The 16,206-nt window shown below is 60.3% G+C and carries 13 protein-coding genes; 5 read left to right on the forward strand and 8 right to left on the reverse strand.

Annotated elements, in window-relative coordinates; genetic code table 11:
* Positions 1-193 precede the first annotated feature (193 nt).
* The 3 genes from ABDX87_RS01560 to ABDX87_RS01570 form a co-directional block, all read right to left on the reverse strand.
* Entirely contained in the window at positions 194-1,762 is a 1,569-nt protein-coding gene (locus tag ABDX87_RS01560; protein ID WP_346831260.1) for an ABC transporter substrate-binding protein, read from the reverse strand.
* 184 nt (positions 1,763-1,946) lie between these two features.
* A complete protein-coding gene (gene ddpX / locus ABDX87_RS01565) occupies positions 1,947-2,501 on the reverse strand; it encodes a D-alanyl-D-alanine dipeptidase (RefSeq protein ID WP_346831261.1) in 555 nt (184 codons plus the stop codon).
* 70 nt (positions 2,502-2,571) lie between these two features.
* On the reverse strand, positions 2,572-3,423 hold the full coding sequence (locus ABDX87_RS01570) for a MurR/RpiR family transcriptional regulator (RefSeq protein ID WP_346831262.1): 852 nt from the start codon (positions 3,421-3,423) through the stop codon (positions 2,572-2,574).
* Between ABDX87_RS01570 and ABDX87_RS01575 the strand changes: the two genes are divergently transcribed.
* The gene (locus ABDX87_RS01575; protein ID WP_346831263.1) at positions 3,422-3,643 is read left to right on the forward strand and encodes a hypothetical protein; all 222 of its coding nucleotides are present in this window, start codon (positions 3,422-3,424) and stop codon (positions 3,641-3,643) included. The genes ABDX87_RS01570 and ABDX87_RS01575 overlap by 2 nt on opposite strands.
* A 142-nt stretch (positions 3,644-3,785) precedes the next feature.
* Here ABDX87_RS01575 and poxB read toward each other — a convergent pair whose 3' ends face one another.
* Both poxB and mrdA read right to left on the reverse strand, forming a co-directional pair.
* Positions 3,786-5,507, reverse strand: a complete 1,722-nt coding sequence (gene poxB / locus ABDX87_RS01580) for a ubiquinone-dependent pyruvate dehydrogenase (RefSeq protein ID WP_346831264.1) — start codon at positions 5,505-5,507, stop codon at positions 3,786-3,788.
* A gap of 352 nt (positions 5,508-5,859) precedes the next feature.
* Positions 5,860-7,794, reverse strand: coding sequence for a penicillin-binding protein 2 (gene mrdA / locus ABDX87_RS01585; protein WP_346831265.1), 1,935 nt, complete (start codon positions 7,792-7,794; stop codon positions 5,860-5,862).
* A gap of 686 nt (positions 7,795-8,480) precedes the next feature.
* On the opposite strand from mrdA, the gene ABDX87_RS01590 reads away from it, so the two are divergent.
* From ABDX87_RS01590 to ABDX87_RS01605, 4 genes are all read left to right on the forward strand, one after another.
* Positions 8,481-9,227, forward strand: a complete 747-nt coding sequence (locus ABDX87_RS01590) for a gluconate 2-dehydrogenase subunit 3 family protein (RefSeq protein WP_346831266.1) — start codon at positions 8,481-8,483, stop codon at positions 9,225-9,227.
* Between the two features lie 6 nt (positions 9,228-9,233).
* On the forward strand, positions 9,234-10,997 hold the full coding sequence (locus ABDX87_RS01595; RefSeq protein WP_346831267.1) for a GMC family oxidoreductase: 1,764 nt from the start codon (positions 9,234-9,236) through the stop codon (positions 10,995-10,997).
* Positions 10,994-12,220: a c-type cytochrome gene (locus ABDX87_RS01600; RefSeq protein ID WP_346831268.1), complete on the forward strand. Its 1,227-nt coding sequence runs from the start codon at positions 10,994-10,996 to the stop codon at positions 12,218-12,220. The genes ABDX87_RS01595 and ABDX87_RS01600 overlap by 4 nt, the downstream gene beginning before the upstream one ends.
* Before the next feature lie 361 nt (positions 12,221-12,581).
* Entirely contained in the window at positions 12,582-13,682 is a 1,101-nt protein-coding gene (locus ABDX87_RS01605; RefSeq protein WP_346831269.1) for an SMP-30/gluconolactonase/LRE family protein, read from the forward strand.
* Between the two features lie 110 nt (positions 13,683-13,792).
* Here the strand turns inward: ABDX87_RS01605 and ABDX87_RS01610 are convergent, their stop codons facing one another.
* The 3 genes from ABDX87_RS01610 to ABDX87_RS01620 form a co-directional block, all read right to left on the reverse strand.
* The gene (locus ABDX87_RS01610) at positions 13,793-14,407 is read right to left on the reverse strand and encodes a hypothetical protein (RefSeq protein WP_346831270.1); all 615 of its coding nucleotides are present in this window, start codon (positions 14,405-14,407) and stop codon (positions 13,793-13,795) included.
* 192 nt (positions 14,408-14,599) lie between these two features.
* Positions 14,600-15,631, reverse strand: coding sequence for an alpha/beta fold hydrolase (locus ABDX87_RS01615; protein WP_346831271.1), 1,032 nt, complete (start codon positions 15,629-15,631; stop codon positions 14,600-14,602).
* Between the two features lie 143 nt (positions 15,632-15,774).
* Positions 15,775-16,152: a winged helix-turn-helix transcriptional regulator gene (locus ABDX87_RS01620; RefSeq protein ID WP_346831272.1), complete on the reverse strand. Its 378-nt coding sequence runs from the start codon at positions 16,150-16,152 to the stop codon at positions 15,775-15,777.
* Positions 16,153-16,206: the final 54 nt, after the last annotated feature.

Genomic DNA, 16,206 nt, shown 5'->3' on the forward strand with positions numbered 1-16,206 from the left:
CGGACACAGCCCCGTCACGCCCTTCCCCGTGGGAGCGAATTCATTCGCGATGCGATCCATCCGCCGACACGTCTGCGGCGGATGTACTGGCCCTCGCGAATGAATTCGCTCCCACAGTGAAGCGTTGCGTGTGACACAGACCGATCACTCTCAATCCATGGCCTTGTGCAAGGCCATGAATGACGACAACGGCTTACTTGGTGATCGTGCCGATGTTGAACACTTGTTCCAGCATCGGGTTGAACACGTAGCCCTTGACCTTCTCGCTCATCGGCAAGGTGTAGGCCTTCTGGTACAGATAGGCGTAAACGCTGTCGTTGAGCACGATCTTCTGCGCCTGCTGGTACAGCTCGGTGCGCTTGGCCATGTCGTTGGTGGTCGCCGACTCGCGGATCAGCTTGTCCACCGCCGGGTTGTCGTAGAACGAACGGTTACCCGCCAGCCCTTTCAGCTTCGAATCGAAGAAGAAGTTCATGAACATGTAGGGGTCGGCGAAGTCCGGGCTCCAGGAGCCGATGGCGACATCGAAGTCCCCTGTGCCCAGACGCTCACGCATGCTCGCGTTGGCCAGCTTCTCCATTTTCAGGTTCACGCCCAGCGACTGCAGACCGGCTTGCAACGTCAGGCCGATAGGCTCCCAGTTCGGGTCCTTGTCGGAGTACATGAAGGTCAGGTTGCTGATCTTCGGCGAGACTTTGGCCAGGTCTTCTTTCGCCTTGGTCATGTCCTGTTTGAACGCAGGCTGCTTCTCGTCGTACGCCCACATGCCCTGAGGGATCGGACCGTTCAGTGGCTTGGCCTTGCCTTTGAGAATGCCGTTGATGATGCCGTCATAATCGAGCGACTCGACGATGGCGCGACGTGCATCAGGGTTGTTCATCGGCGCTTTCTGGGTGTTCAGGTAGAGCAAGGTGACACGCAGCGAAGGGTAATCGCCGACCACGATGCCGGACTTCTTCGCCAGGGCTTCGAGCTGGTCTTCTGGCATGTCCTCAATGATGTCCAGATCACCGTGCTCCAGTTGCAGACGACGCACCGACGCTTCACCGATGATTTTGACCACGACCTTTTTCAGGGTCGGCTTGGGGCCGGCGTAATAGCTGTTCTGCTCCATGGTGAGGGTCTGGCCCTTCTGCCAGTTGACCAGCTTGAACGCACCGGAACCGGCGGTGTGGTTCGACAGGTAAGCCTCGGCGCCTTCGCTTTTCTTGGCAACATCCGGGTTGATGATCGCCGCGCCGTTGTGCGCCAACGTCGAGAGAAACGGCGCATACGGCGCTTTCAGCGTGAATTTCACCGTGAGCGGATCGACCACCGTCACCGTCATGTCGTCCGGAAATGCACCGGACGGCCCTTGCTTGAGCTTCATCACCCGATCAAACGAAAACTTCACCGCCTCGGCATTCACTTCAGCGCCGTCATCGAACTTGTTGCCGGGCTTTAGCTTGAATTCCCAGGTCAGGTTGTCCGCCGAGGTCGACCAGCTGCTGGCCAGCTCACCCATGACTTCGGTGCTGCCTTTGCCATTCTCGACCTTATACGTCACCAGCCGCTGATACGCCGGGTAGGTCACGGTCCAGTCATTGTTGTCGATGGTCACGGCCGGGTCGAGGGTCTGCGGATCGGACGGTTTGCCGATCATCAGGGTGTCCTGGGGCACGGCTGCGCTGGCCGATTGCCAGGCACCCAGGCCCATGGCGGTGCAGAGGACTGCCATCGCCAGCGTGCGTGGGAGGGCGAGTGAGGTAACGATTGATTTCATGCCGGTTCCTTGATCGTTCGATGTGTGGAAGTTCGTCAGGTTTGTTGTTGGAGCTATACCGGGCAGTTAAAGCTCGAAGCCTTGCGGGCTACGACATGGCGCGCCCTGCTCTTTTCAAGTCAGGTCGGTGCCAGATTCAGCCGGGATTCATGGTCGTCCCGGTCAGGTGTCACAGGTGTCTCGGTCAGTGGGTCGGGCGAATCGATCCGTCGTCGATCAGCGGATAATCGTCAGCGCCCGGCAGCTCGTAGTGCCACCACTCGCTGTCGATGTAGGTGAATCCGGCCGCCAGCATGATCCCCAGCAGCAACAGGCGATTACGCTGCACGTCGGCGGGCAGATCGGAGAAGAACTGGTGGGAGTGCTCGCGCATGTCATCGAAGCCGGTGCCCATGTCCAGCGGCTTCCCCGTGGCATCGATCAGCGTCAAATCGACCGCCACGCCCCGGGAATGATGCGAACCGAGGCTCGGATCACGCACGTATTCGGGGTTGGGCAGCGCTTCCCAGAGCAGGTATTGCGCGTACGGCGGACGATAGGCATCGAAGATGCGCAGGGTCAGCCCGGCTTGGCGCGCCAGTCGGCTGGCCTTGCGCAGGCAGGCTTCGGCGTCGCGATGCAACAGGCAGCGCGGATCCTGATAAATCTGCTTGCCGGCCAGGTTGTCGACGCCGGCATAGATCAGGTCGACTTCGACCTGCAGCGCCTGGGCATCGACTTCGACGAGGGGGCTATTCACGTAAACACTCTCCAGATCAGCTCATACGGTTCATCACGCCCACGGCGCTTTTTTCAATCACGCAGTCGGGCTATTCGAACTGCCCGAACAGTTGTTGCAGTTCCCGGTTCTTCGCCAGGCGCTGATCGAGCCGGTCGCCGTACTTCTCGGCCACCGCCGACACCATCAGGTTGAACAGGCAGGTCAGCGGCGCCAGCGAGTCCCAGAACTGGCCGACATCGGAGTTCAGTTGCAGCAGATCGGTCGGGTAATCCCGCGCCCATGGGCAATGGAAATCCGTGATGAATGCCAGCGCCAAACCCTGCTGGTGCGCGACCTCGCAGAAGGTTCGGGCGACCGCCGAGTAGGTGCGAAAGTCAGCGATCACTGCGTAAGGATTTTCGAACTGCGAGTTCAACGACTCCGCGTAAGTGCCGGACAAACCGTCGACGTAATAGACCTTGGGCCGGATGTATTCGAGGTGCGAAAAAAAGGCATTGAGAATCCCGCGTGTGGTCTGAATACCGACAATGAACACCGCATCGGCGCTGTACAGCCGCTCGACGATGCGCGCAAAAGTGTCGCTGCGGGCCAGGGCATAGACGCGCTGAATGGCTTCCAGCTCCCGGTTCATCGAGCGCTCCAGGGCATCACCGTGAGTGCTTTCTTCGCGAAAGGCCCCCAGACGGTCAGTGATCACCCACGTGCTGGCGCTGTCGCCGCGCAGGCTCTGTTTGACGTCGTCAATATTGCGAAAACCCAGTGAGCGCAGGAACCGGCCCACCGAAATCCCGGTGGTGCCCGTTTGCTGGGCGATGCTGTCGGCGGTCTCGAACGGCAGCTTCTGGGGGTTGGCCAACAGGTACCCGGCGATACGTTTGCCGGTCGGCGTCAGGTCGCTGAACCGCTGCTCCAACGTCTCGAGGAAAGGACTCTTGGCCATGAACATCCTGCTTGAAACCGGCATTGAGAACAGCCGAAAAATGTTATCAGGAAGTCATTTTTCGACAAGATGTTATCAACATAACATCGGTTTTCGAGGTGGCACAATGATTTTTTTCAGGAGATTTCGGAAGGGATTTTTTGTGTTTCAGGGTGGTGCGGGCGGGACGCTAAATGCGCTTTTTATGGGCAAAAAACATCCCTGGAACGCTCTCCTGTAGGAGCGTGGCTTGTCCCGCGATCGGCGACGGAGTCGTCGTAAACCCTCACACGCACTCGTATCTCGAACGCCGCGTTTACCGAAGCCACGGCCGGTTCCCGGCCGATCGCGGGACGAGCCACGCTCCTACAGGAGAATGGCGCTTACCGGAAATTGGTCTTGACCAGTTCCAACACCTGATCCGCCTTGCCATTCATGACGGCCTTGAGCATGAACAGGCTGAAGCCCTTGGCCTGGGCCAGCTTGATCTTCGGCGGCAGACCCAATTCCTGCTTGGCCGTAACCACATCCACCAGCACGGGCCCCGGATGCTCGAAGGCTTTTTTCAGGGCGTTGGGGAGATCCGCCGAGTCTTCGACACGAATCCCCAGAATGCCCGAGCCGATGGCGATGTTGGCGAAACTGGTGCTGTGCAGATCGGTGTCGTGCGGCACGTAACCGCTGGCCTGCATCTCCATGGCGACGAAACCCAGCGAGCTGTTGTTGAACACCACCATCTTGATCGGCAGGTTGAGCTGACGAATGCTCAGCAAGTCCCCCATCAGCATCGACAGGCCGCCATCACCGCACAACGCCACCACCTGGCGCTGCGGGTGCGCGGCTTTCGCGCCCAGCGCCTGCGGCATGGCGTTGGCCATCGAGCCGTGGTTGAACGAACCCAACAATGAACGCTGGCCGTTCATGGTCAGGTAGCGCGCTGCCCACAGCGTCGGTGTGCCGACATCGACGGTGAAGATCGCATCCGGGTCGGCGTAGGCATCAACCATGCGCGTCAGGTACTGCGGATGAATGGGCTCACCGTGGCCCGACGGCGTGGCCAGCTCGTCCAGTTCCTCCCGGGCCTTGGCGTAATGATCCAGCGCCTTGTCCAGGAACTTGCGGTCCGTGTGCGTCTTGAGCCGTGGCAGCAGCGCAACGATGGTTTCGGCAATGCCGCCCGCCAACCCCAGCGTCAGCGGCACGCGTCGTCCCAGCGCTGCGGGATCAATGTCGATCTGAATGATGTTGGCTTTTTCCGGGTAGAAATTGCGGTACGGAAAGCTGCTGCCCAGGACGACCAGCGTGTCGCAGGACATCATCGCGTGGTAGCCAGAGCTGAAGCCGATCAGACCGGTCATGCCGACATCGAAGGGGTTGGCGTACTCGATGTACTGCTTGCCTCGCAACGCATGGACGACAGGGGCCGACAGTTTTTCCGCCAGCGCCACGACCTGATCGTGAGCATTGGCGCACCCGGCACCGGCGAGAATGGTCACGGCTTTTGATTGATCGAGGAGGTCCACCAAGCGTTGCAGGTCGTGCTCGGTCGGGATGACATGCGGCGGAGTGTGATCGACCCATGCCGGTTTGGCGTCCGGCGCCGCGCTCAGGGCGACGTCGCCCGGAATCACGATCACCGCAACGCCACGCTGGCTGATCGCCGCCCGCATCGCGCGTTCCAGCACACGGGGAAACTGCTCGGCGCTGCTGACGGCTTCGACGAAATGGCTGCACTCCTTGAACACATCCGTCGGATGGGTTTCCTGAAAGTAGTTCAGCCCGATCTCCGACGACGGGATCTGCGCGGCAATGGCCAGCACCGGGACGCGGCTGCGATGGCAGTCATAAAGGCCGTTGATCAAGTGCAGATTGCCCGGACCACAGCTCCCGGCACACACCGCCAGCTTGCCGGTGGACGCCGCCTCGGCGCCGGCCGCAAACGCAGCGACCTCCTCGTGGCGGGTGTGCATCCACTTGATCTTGCCCAAACGCTCCAGGCTGTCAGTCAGGCCGTTCAGGCTGTCGCCACTGACGCCCCAGATTTTCGAGACGCCTGCAGCGGCGAGGGTTTGCGCGAGGTAGTCGGCGATGGTTCTGCTGGACATGGGGCAGGTTCCTTGTCGAGTCAAAGGTACGCACGATGCCAGTGCCGACATCGCGCGCCGTTTCAAATCGACCTGTAGCACCGGTCACAGTTCAGTGCTTGTCAGGATGTGCGCCTTGTGGACAGCCGGATACGCAATGAACTGCACTGGACCTGTGGGAACGGGGGCCGCGTAAGGGCAGCGGCGAAGCCAGAGCACCATTCTCGCGCTCTGCACAACATCTCACGCGCCACACACGCCCCCTGTGTGAGCGAATTCATTCGCGATTGGCCGGTACAGACGAGACATCTCCATCGCCTTCCCCATCTTTCGCGAATGAATTCGCTCCCACAGGGGTTCGTTCACGTATTTCTCACACCGGAGGCTGCGCCACGGCCTTGCTCGGCGCGGCGATCTGGACTTTCGGGTTCACAGGTGTGGCAGCAGGCGTCGCGTATTGCTGCTTGAGGTGGCCGTCCTGGTCCAGCAGCCAGGCGTCGAGGATCTGCCGCACGACGGGACCGGCCACGCGACCGCCCGCCTCGCCGTTTTCGATCATGACCGCGACGGCGATCTTCGGGTTGGCAGCGGGTGCGAAGCCGACGAACAAGGCATTGTCACGATGGCGCTCCAGCGTCTTGTCGCGGTTGTAGCGCTCGCCCTGCTTGATCGCCACCACCTGAGCGGTACCACTTTTACCGGCGATGCGGTATTGCGCGCCTTGCGCGGCGGCACGGGCGATGCCGCGCGGGTCGTGCATCACCGCTTGCATGCCGTTGTTCACCTGATCCCACTCACGAGGATCGCGCAGGACGATGTTTGGCATCGGGTGCTCGTCGACCGGTGCGACCCCGCCGATTTCCTTGGCCAAGTGCGGCCGGTTCCAGACGCCTTTGTTGGCAATCAACGTGGTGGCCTGCGCCAGTTGCAACGGCGTGACCTGCATGTAGCCCTGACCAATGCCGAGAATGACGGTCTCGCCCGGGAACCACGCCTGACGTCGGGTGATGCGCTTCCATTCCTTGGACGGCATCAAGCCGGCGGACTCTTCGAACATGTCCAGCGAGACCTTCTGGCCGATGCCGAACATGGTCAGGTAATCGTGGAGACGATCGATGCCCAGCTTGTGCGCCAAGTCATAGAAATAAGTGTCATTGGAACGCATGATCGCAGCGTTCAGGTCCACCCAGCCGTCACCGCTGTGGTTCCAGTTGCGGTATTTGTGATCGAAGTCCGGCAACTGGAAGTAGCCGGGATCGAACACCCGCGTCGACGGCGTGATGATGCCGCTGTCCAGCCCGGCGATCGCCACCTCCGGTTTGATCGTCGAACCCGGCGCATACAGCCCGCGCAGCACGCGGTTGAACAGCGGACGGTCGACCGAATCACGCAGCGCCGAGTACTCCTTGAAACTGATACCGGTCACGAAGAGGTTAGGGTCGAAACTGGGTTTGCTGACCATCGCCAGCACCTCGCCGGTAGCCGGATCGATGGCGACCACTGAACCGCGACGATCACCCAGCGCTTCCTCTGCCGCTTCCTGCAACTTGATGTCCAGGCTCAGCATGATGCTTTTGCCGGCTACCGGATCCGTGTGCTTGAGGACGCGCAGGACACGGCCTTGCGCATTGGTCTCCACCTCTTCATAGCCGACGTGACCATGGAGTTCGTTCTCATAGAACCGCTCGATGCCGGTCTTGCCGATTGACTGGGTGCCGCGGTATTCGACCTGATCCAGCTGGGTGGCTTCTTTTTCGTTGATACGCCCGACATAGCCGATGGAGTGCGCAAAATGCTCGGCCAGCGGGTAATGCCGAACGAATTGCGCCTCGACGTCCAGTCCCGGCAGCCGGAACTGGTTCACCGCCAGCAGCGCGATCTGCTCTTCGGTGAGTTCATACAACAGCGTGACCGGCACGAACCGGTGCGGCGAGTTCTTCATCGCCTTGTCGAAGATGATGCGGTCTTCGTCCGGCAGGTTGAGGATCTGCATCAGTGTGTCGATGACCGCGTGCCAGTCCCCTGCCCGTTCACGAGTCATGGTCAGGTTGAAGCTGGGGCGGTTATCGGCGAGGATCACGCCGTTTCGGTCGTAGATCAGCCCACGTTCCGGCGGAATGGGCAGCACATGCACGCGGTTGTTTTCTGAAATGGTCGAGTGATAGGCGTATTCAGTGACCTGCAGGAAGTACATCCGGCAAACCAGTGCAACGCTGAGGATGGCCACGAACAAGGCGCAGGCGATCAAGCGTTTGTTGACCAGCCGCGTCTCTTTCTCATGGTCCTTGAGGGGTATGGGATCAGGCATTTCTACAGCTACTCGGTGAAAATGTGAACGGCACAGACAGCGTCCGCTGAAGATTGTCTGGACGCAAATGGCGTGCACGATACCAAGAAGCGCCTTCTTTCATGGACCGAACTTCATGAACATCCTGTCATGTTGGGGAGAAACGGCCAATGTCCGGCACCGCTGACGTCACGCCAAGCGGTCACTGCCCTCGAAGAATTATTACTGCAATTCAATGCAATTCCCGTTTGGCGAACCATACAGAGAGCTGCCCAACAGACGGATCAGATTGATCATGTCCTTCACGCCGGCTCAATCAGCACAAGAAACTCCACTACAACCCGCCTCACAGCGATCTTGAATATCTGTGCTGTAACTTGACCCGGATCAGCGCACAGTCAGACAAAAAATCCGACTATTACCAAATACGTAACAGTGATTTACCAATTCCACGGCATGCAACAGCCGGTAACACATCTATGATTGCAGTTCGCGTGGAAAAGATGGCCATCGGTAATGGTAGCTCCCCGCCTAGCGTGCGCCTTTCGCTCGCGGGCATGCCAGAGACCTAATGTCACACCCACCGCAGAGACGCCCGCACGACACCTCGTGCTGTCGTGCAAACCGTGAAATACACTTTAACGCCGCCCGCCTTTGGACCCTGCCCGTCATGGCCCTTGGACAGGTGCGTTCGCAAGGAGCCCTGAATGACAGAGAAATCCAAAGGTTTCACCCGCCGGCAGTTGCTGAAATCTTCAGCAGCGTCGCTGGCCGTGGGTGCTGCCGCTACGGCCAAGGCCGCCACCGTCGTCGGCGTTCCCCAATGGGTGCCTTTCGACCACAACGGCCCGATGCACTACGACACGCCGGGCTGGCAGTTCTTCAGTGCTGCCGAGGCCACGGCCGTCGAGGCTATCGTCGCGCGCCTGATTCCGGCCGATGAACTGAGCGTGAGCGGCAAAGACGCCGGTTGCGCGGTGTTCATCGACCGCCAGCTGGCCGGTGAATACGGCACCTTCAGCCGTCTGTACATGCAGGGTCCGTTCGAAAAAGGCACGCCGATGCAGGGCGATCAGTCGCCGCTCGTGCCCCGCGACCGCTACCGTCTGGGCCTGGCCGGGCTGGATACTTACTGTCAGAAGCAGTTCCAGAAGGGCTTCGCCGCCCTCGCCCCGGAAGAACAGGACAAAGTGCTTGTCGGCCTGGAAAAAGGCGAGATCGCGCTGGACGGCATCGACGCCAAGCTGTTCTTCCAGCAGGTACTGGGCAATACCATGGAAGGCTTCTTCGCCGACCCGGTCTACGGCGGCAACCGCGACATGGTGTCGTGGAAAATGATCGGCTTCCCCGGTGCCCGCTACGACTACCGCGAGTACATCGGCCTGCACAACCAGAAGCTCGACCTCGTGCCGCTCTCCATCATCGGCAGCTCCGCCTGGACCAAGAAAGGTTAATTCGACATGGCCAAAAAACTACCTTCCACGGACGTCGTGGTTGTCGGGCTCGGCTGGGCCGGATCCATCATTGCCAATGAACTGGCTGACGAAGACCTGAAAATCATCGGCTTCGAACGTGGACCATGGCGCGACACCGCGGCTGATTTCAACCTCGCCTCCGCCGCCGATGAATTGCGTTACAACCGCCGTCAGGACCTGATGCTGAGGACGCGGCAAAACACCACGACGATTCGCAACAGCGTCAACGAGACAGCGCTACCCATGCGCAGTTGGGGCTCGTTCCACCCCGGCAACGGTACCGGCGGCGCAGGCAACCACTGGGCGGGCATCACCTTCCGCTTCCAGCCTCATGAATTCCATCTGGCCACGCACCTCAGGGAACGTTATGGCAAGGAACTGTCGCCGGAACTGACCTTGCAGGACTGGGGCACCGACTGGGAAGAAATGGAACCGTTCTACACCAAGTTCGACCGTCTGGCAGGCGTCTCGGGCAAGGCCGGCAACATCAAGGGCGTGATTCAGGAAGGCGGCAACACCTTCGAAGGCGCGCGCTCCGAGGAATACCCCAACCCGCCGACCAAACAGACCTACGCCCCGATACTGTTTGCCGAAGCCGCTAAAAACCTGGGCTACAAACCGTTTCCGGTACCGTCGGCGCTGGTGTCCCAGCCTTACGTCAACTCGTTGGGCGTGGCGATGGGCCCTTGCACCTATTGCGGTTTCTGCACCAACTACGGCTGCGCCAACTACTCCAAGGCCAGCGCCATCACCACCGTGCTGCCGGTACTGATCCGCAAACCTAACTTCACCGCGATGACCAACTGCGAAGTCCTGCGGGTGACCATGGACAGCAGCGGCAAACGCGCCACCGGCATTGTCTACATGGACGCTAACGGCGAAGAGTGGGAACAGCCAGCGGAACTGGTGGTGATCAGCGCGTTCATTTTCGAAAACGTACGCCTGATGCTGCTGTCGGGCGTTGGCCAGCCGTACGACCCGGTCACCAACACCGGCACCACCGGCCGCAACTACGCGTACCAGACCGCCAACAGCGTGCGCATGTTCTTCGATGACAAGAACTTCAACCCATTTATCGGTGGCGGCGCCATTGGCATGGGCATCGACGAGTTCAACAACGACAACTTCGACCACTCCGGTCTGGGTTTCGTCGGCGGCGGCAGCACCCGGGTGACCCCGATTGGCGCTGCGCCGATCGACTCTCGTCCTACGCCGCCGGGCACGCCTGCCTGGGGTTCGGAATGGAAGAAGGCCACGGTCAAGAACTACGCCAGTACCATGTCCATCGGCTGTGAAGCCAGCAGTTACGCCACGCGCACCAACTACCTGTCGCTGGACCCGACCTACAAGGATCCGCTGGGCCGTCCGCTGCTGCGCATCACCTTCGACTTCCCGGAAAACGACCGCAAGATGGCGGCGTACGTCACGGGCAAGGTCGCCGAAATCGCCAAGAGCATGAACCCGCGCCAGATGGTACCGAGCGCACAAACCGGCCACTGGAACAGTTCGCCCTATCAGTCTTCGCACATCGTCGGCGGCTTCATCATGGGTGCCGATCCGAAGAACAGCTCGGTCAACAAGTACCTGCAAGTCTGGGGCGTGCCGAACCTGTTCGTGGTCGGTTCCTCGGCTTTCCCGCAGAACCCTGGCTACAACCCGACCGGTACCGTTGCGGCGCTGGCCTTCAAAGCGGCGGACGCCATCCGCACCCGCTACCTCAAGCGTCCAGGGGAGATGATCACGCTATGAAAACCCTACTGACTGTTTGTGCGGGCGTCATCGGACTGTCCATTTCAATCGCTCACGCCGCAACCGGTGCCGATTCCTACAACATCGTGGAAAAGGGCCGCTACCTGACCACGGTCGGCGACTGCACAGCGTGTCACACCATGCCGGGCAAACCGCTGTTTTCCGGCGGCGTGATCCTCGACACGCCGTTCGGCAAACTGGCGGGCGCCAACATCACACCGGACCCGGTTAACGGCATCGGCCGCTGGAGCTTCGAAGACTTCCAGAACGCCATGTCCAAGGGCCACGGGCTGGACGGCAAACGCCTGTATGGCGCCATGCCGTACACCGCGTACACCAAGGTCCTGCGTGAGGATAATCTGGCGATCTTCGCGTATCTGAAAACCGTCGATCCGGTGGACAACAAGGTCGAGACCAATCAGCTGCCCTTCCCGTTCAACGTGCGCACCAGCCTGATCGGCTGGAACCTGATCAACTTCAAGGAAGGCGAGTTCAAGGCCAATCCCCAGAAGTCCGAACAGTGGAACCGTGGCGCGTATCTGGTCGAAGGCCTGGGCCACTGCGGCACCTGCCACACGCCGAAAAACCTGATAGGTGGGGACAAGAATGACCAGTTCCTGACCGGTGCCAACCTGCAGAACTGGGTTGCACCGAATATCACGTCCACTGGCCACGACGGTCTTGGCGCGTGGAGCGAGGACGACATCGTCAAGTACCTGAAGACGGGTGCCAACCGCTTCGATATCGCCTCCGGGCCGATGGCCGAAGAAGTCGAGCACTCATCGCAACACTGGACCGATCAGGACCTGATGGCCGTGGCGGTTTATTTGAAGGACGGCGCGAAGCCGGTGGAAGCGGCCAAACCGTTGGCGGCAACCGATGCCTCAATGGTGACGGGCAAGGCGATCTACGCCGACCGCTGCTCGGCGTGCCATACGCCGAACGGAGAAGGCGCACCTAACCTGTTCCCGAAACTGGCGATGGCCCCGCTGATCAACAGCAACGATCCGTCGTCGCTGATCCGTGTGGTCCTGGCGGGCAGTCGCGCAGGCGCCACCGACGCAGCGCCCACGGCTCCGGCCATGCCGGCGTTCGGCTGGAACCTGTCGGACGAGAACGTCGCTGACGTGCTGACCTACGTCCGCAATACCTGGGGTAACGCGGCACCGGCGGTGTCCAGTGCCAGCGTGAAAGATGTGCGTGAGGCGTTGCGGGCGAAGTAATCGCGCCGCCGCTGTCCAAGCGTTGCTGGCGACATGAAATGCCCGGCTGCAGAGATGAGGCCGGGCATTTTTATTCACGAAAAAATGAGTGCGCTTCTGCTTCCGCCCGGATGGCACGCGAGTTGCCGGGGTGGCGCTCCACCTTGCCCCGCGATCTGGCGCGTAGCGACACTAACCCCGGCAATTGCAATGTCTCAGAAATGACCGAGGCGCTGGGTTTGCTGCCGGTCCCCGGCAGATCGCGGGACAAGCCGCGCTCCTACAGGGTGTCGATCACTGAGCAGACTCACACTTGTACGATGTCTTATCACGAGGTATTACTAGCGCGCCCGTAAGAAAAACAATCAACGGAGAACGCTACATGGCCTCAACGCTTTCTGACCTGTCCGGCAACGACGGTCGCAGAAGTTTCCTGAAGAAGTCCCTGGCTGTTTCGGCCACCCTCGCCGCCGCTGGCAGCATCACCCTGCCCCGCATCGCCAGCGCAGTGGAACCGCTTAGCCAGCGTTACCCGGACCCTCTGATTCACATCCTCGACGACAGCTTCCTCGACCTGCGCGTGTTCAACGCCAGCGTGGAAAAGCTCGCCACCGGCATGCGCTGGGCGGAAGGCCCGGTGTGGGTCGGAGACGGACGCTACCTGCTGGTCAGCGACATCCCCAACAACCGCATCATGCGCTGGGACGAGATCACCGATACCTTCACGGTGTATCGCCAGAATTCAAACTTTTCCAACGGCATGTGCCGTGATCGCCAAGGGCGTTTGCTCGTGTGTGAGGGGTCGACCACCACCAGCGAAGGTCGTCGGATCACCCGCACAGAGCCCAACGGCAAGATCACCGTGCTCGCGGACAGCTTTGACGGTAAGCCTTTCAACTCGCCGAACGACATCGTCTGCAAGCGAGATGACTCGATCTGGTTCACCGATCCGCCTTTCCAGACCGGCAACAACTACGAAGGGCACAAGATCACACCGACGCAACCTCACGCTGTGTACCGGATCGATGGTCAGAGCGGCAAGGTCTCCCGGGTCATCGACGACATGAAAGGCCCGAACGGCCTGTGTTTTTCGCCGGACGAAAAGACCCTGTATGTGGTAGAAGGCCGTGCGACGCCCAATCGTCTGATCTGGGCCATTACCGTGAACGATGACGGTTCTTTGGGCGCACGCCGCAAGCACATCGAAGGGCTGGATTATGCCGCCATCGACGGCATGAAATGCGACGAAGCCGGCAACTTGTGGTGTGGCTGGGGTGGCAACGGCGACCCGAAAGCCGATCTGGAGAAGCTGGACGGTGTGCGCGTGTTCAACCCGCAAGGCAAGGCGATCGGGCATATTTCTCTTCCTGAACGCTGCCCGAACCTGTGCTTTGGCGGACGTGAAGGCAACCGGTTGTTCATGGCCAGCAGTCATTCGATCTACTCGCTGTTCGTCAACACGCGGGGCGCCACTTTCGAATAAGGGTCAACCAGACCCTGAGCCATTCGGCTCAATGGCAAAGAAAAAAGGGCAGCCGGTTCACACCGCTGCCCTTTTCATGAATCACCCACCCGACCTTTCCAGCCAATCCCTCAAGCCATTTCAGCCTTGGCCATCGCGATCTTGGTCTTGACCTCTTGCTCAGCGATCTGCTGCTCTTGCTTTTGCTTCTGCAAATCGGCCACTTTCTTGTCAACCGCCGCCTGCTGTTCCGGCGACATGTTGTCGTACTCTTCCTTGCTCACGCCGGTCAGCTGCTGACGCACCTTCTCGGCATCGCTCTGGTTCATGTACGCCAGAAACTGGTCTTTGGCCGACGACGTCACCGACGCATCCGAATCGCTGCCCTCAACGGCAGCGAGCTCGCTGTCGACGGTTTTTGTCACGCTGTCCGTCGCGGCAACTTGCTTGTCAGCGCTGGACGAAAACGCAGCCGCAGCGGCCGCCTTGTCGTCATCCGACACCGAGGACGTGGTGTTGGCCATGGCCGCCTTGAGGTTCACCATCATTTTGGCGAAAGACTCGTTGTAGCCCTGGTCGGTGCTGCTCCCGGTCGAACTGTCGTTACTGCCGGCAATCGCCGCGACAGGCGCAGACGCACCCGCCATCGCGCTGACGGTGTACGCATCCTTCTCCGTTGGGTCGAAGTGCGTGTGGGCCACGGCTTTCGACGCAAAGTGCTGGATGGCACTGTTACCAATGATCATCTTTCACCTCCTTATCCAGGTTATCGATGTATCACAGGTCACAGCAAAACCGGTGCCATATGCCTTCACACCTGACGCAAGCCCCGTCTTGCCTGGATTCCGGTCATGTTTACCCGGCAACCGGAGCGGCAATACCGGCCCCGATTTGCCGTCGGCGGCAGACACTCGCCGCAGGGCTCATGCGCACCTCGCTCATTCGAGAAAGGCCTTCACCGTCTGATCGACCTTTTTCATCTCACAGACCGGCGCCATGTGACCGCAATCGTTGTCCAGCACCAACAGCTTCGTGGTGCGTTTCTGCGCCGCCAGCGCTTTGGAGGGCGCCGGGTCGACCAACCGATCCTGCTCGGAGGTGATGATGAGCAGGCGGGCCTTGATTTTGCGGGACAAGGTTGCCATGTCGCCGTCCCGCAGCAGTTCAAACGTGGTCATGGCCTGCAATTGTCGATACCAGTCCACCGCGCTGAAACTCTGGCTGGTTTGCGTGCCGTGCAGACGGTCTTCGGTCGGTCGCTTGGCCGCGACGGTTTTTGCGGCAGCATGCTCCGGCGTCCACAGCGACTCGGTGTGCAGGGCGGCAAGGTTTTTGAAGGGCGTGCCCGGTAGATAGTTGCCGCCGTTCCACCCAGGATTGCGCTCGATGGCACTCAATTCGGCTTTCCAGATCTGCAGATCGCTGGCGGTCGGTTGCGGCGTGCCGACGATGGTCACGATGTTGCTGGCGTAATCAGGGTACATCACGGCCCATTGCAACGCCTGCATGCCACCCATCGAAATCCCGACGATGGCATGTGCGTGATCGATGCCCAGGGTCAATGCCAATAGCCGATGCTGCGCCTTGACCATGTCACGAATCCCGAACTCAGGGAATTTAAGGCGCGGGTTGGTCTTGCTGTTGGAGGGCGAGCACGACACACCATTCCCCACTGCATCCAGCGCGATGACGTACCAGCGGTCGGTGTCGATGAGCTTGCCGGGACCGATCATGTCGACCTGGTCCGCCGTCCGCCCGGTAAGCCAGGTCGGCACTAGCACCACGTTGCTCTGGTCGGCGGCCAGCGTGCCGTAGGTGCGATAGCCGATCGAGCATTGCTTGACCTTGCCACCAACCATTGTCAGTGAGCCAATGCTCGCCAGTTGTTGTTCAGACGCGATGGACACACAGGCACTCGTCGCCGCCAGCAGCGCACAGAGCGCTTGGCCCGTCATTCGAAACAGATTCATGGCCTTCCCCCAAGAAGATCAGACTTCAATAATGCGGCCGAGGAAAACCATGTACGTCACAGACCATGCCGTCGTGCTGCAAAATCAGCGTAGACGGTTGTATCGCGGAGGATGAAAGAAGGGATGAACTGCTGTTTCGGAAGTTATGACCGTGAGGGTGAATCGGGATTTTCAGCCTGCAGCTGCAAGCCCCAATCACGCAGTGACGCGACCACCGGCCCGACTTCCCGCCCCTTGGCGGTCAGCAGGTATTCCAGCCGCGGCGGGTGCTGTTCATACAGGCGGCGCTCGATCAAACCGTGAGCTTCAAGCGCTTTGAGCCGCGTCGACAGCGTGCTGGGCGCGCACCCCTTGAGCGAGTCCTGCAGGTCCTGAAAACGCCGCGTGGGATTGCGCAGCAGATCACGCAGGATAAGGATGACCCACCGCTCCCCGATCACCTCAAGCGCGGTGATCACCGGGCAGAAGGCGTAGGTCGGCATGGCCGTGAACTCTGTTTTCTTAGCAGGAATGTCTGACATGGGCGGGAGTCTAGCAAGGGCGTACTGGACTGGAAAGCGTCCAGTCCAGGGGGC

The organism is Pseudomonas abietaniphila (genome assembly GCF_039697315.1).
GTDB classification, from domain to species: domain Bacteria; phylum Pseudomonadota; class Gammaproteobacteria; order Pseudomonadales; family Pseudomonadaceae; genus Aquipseudomonas; species Aquipseudomonas abietaniphila_B.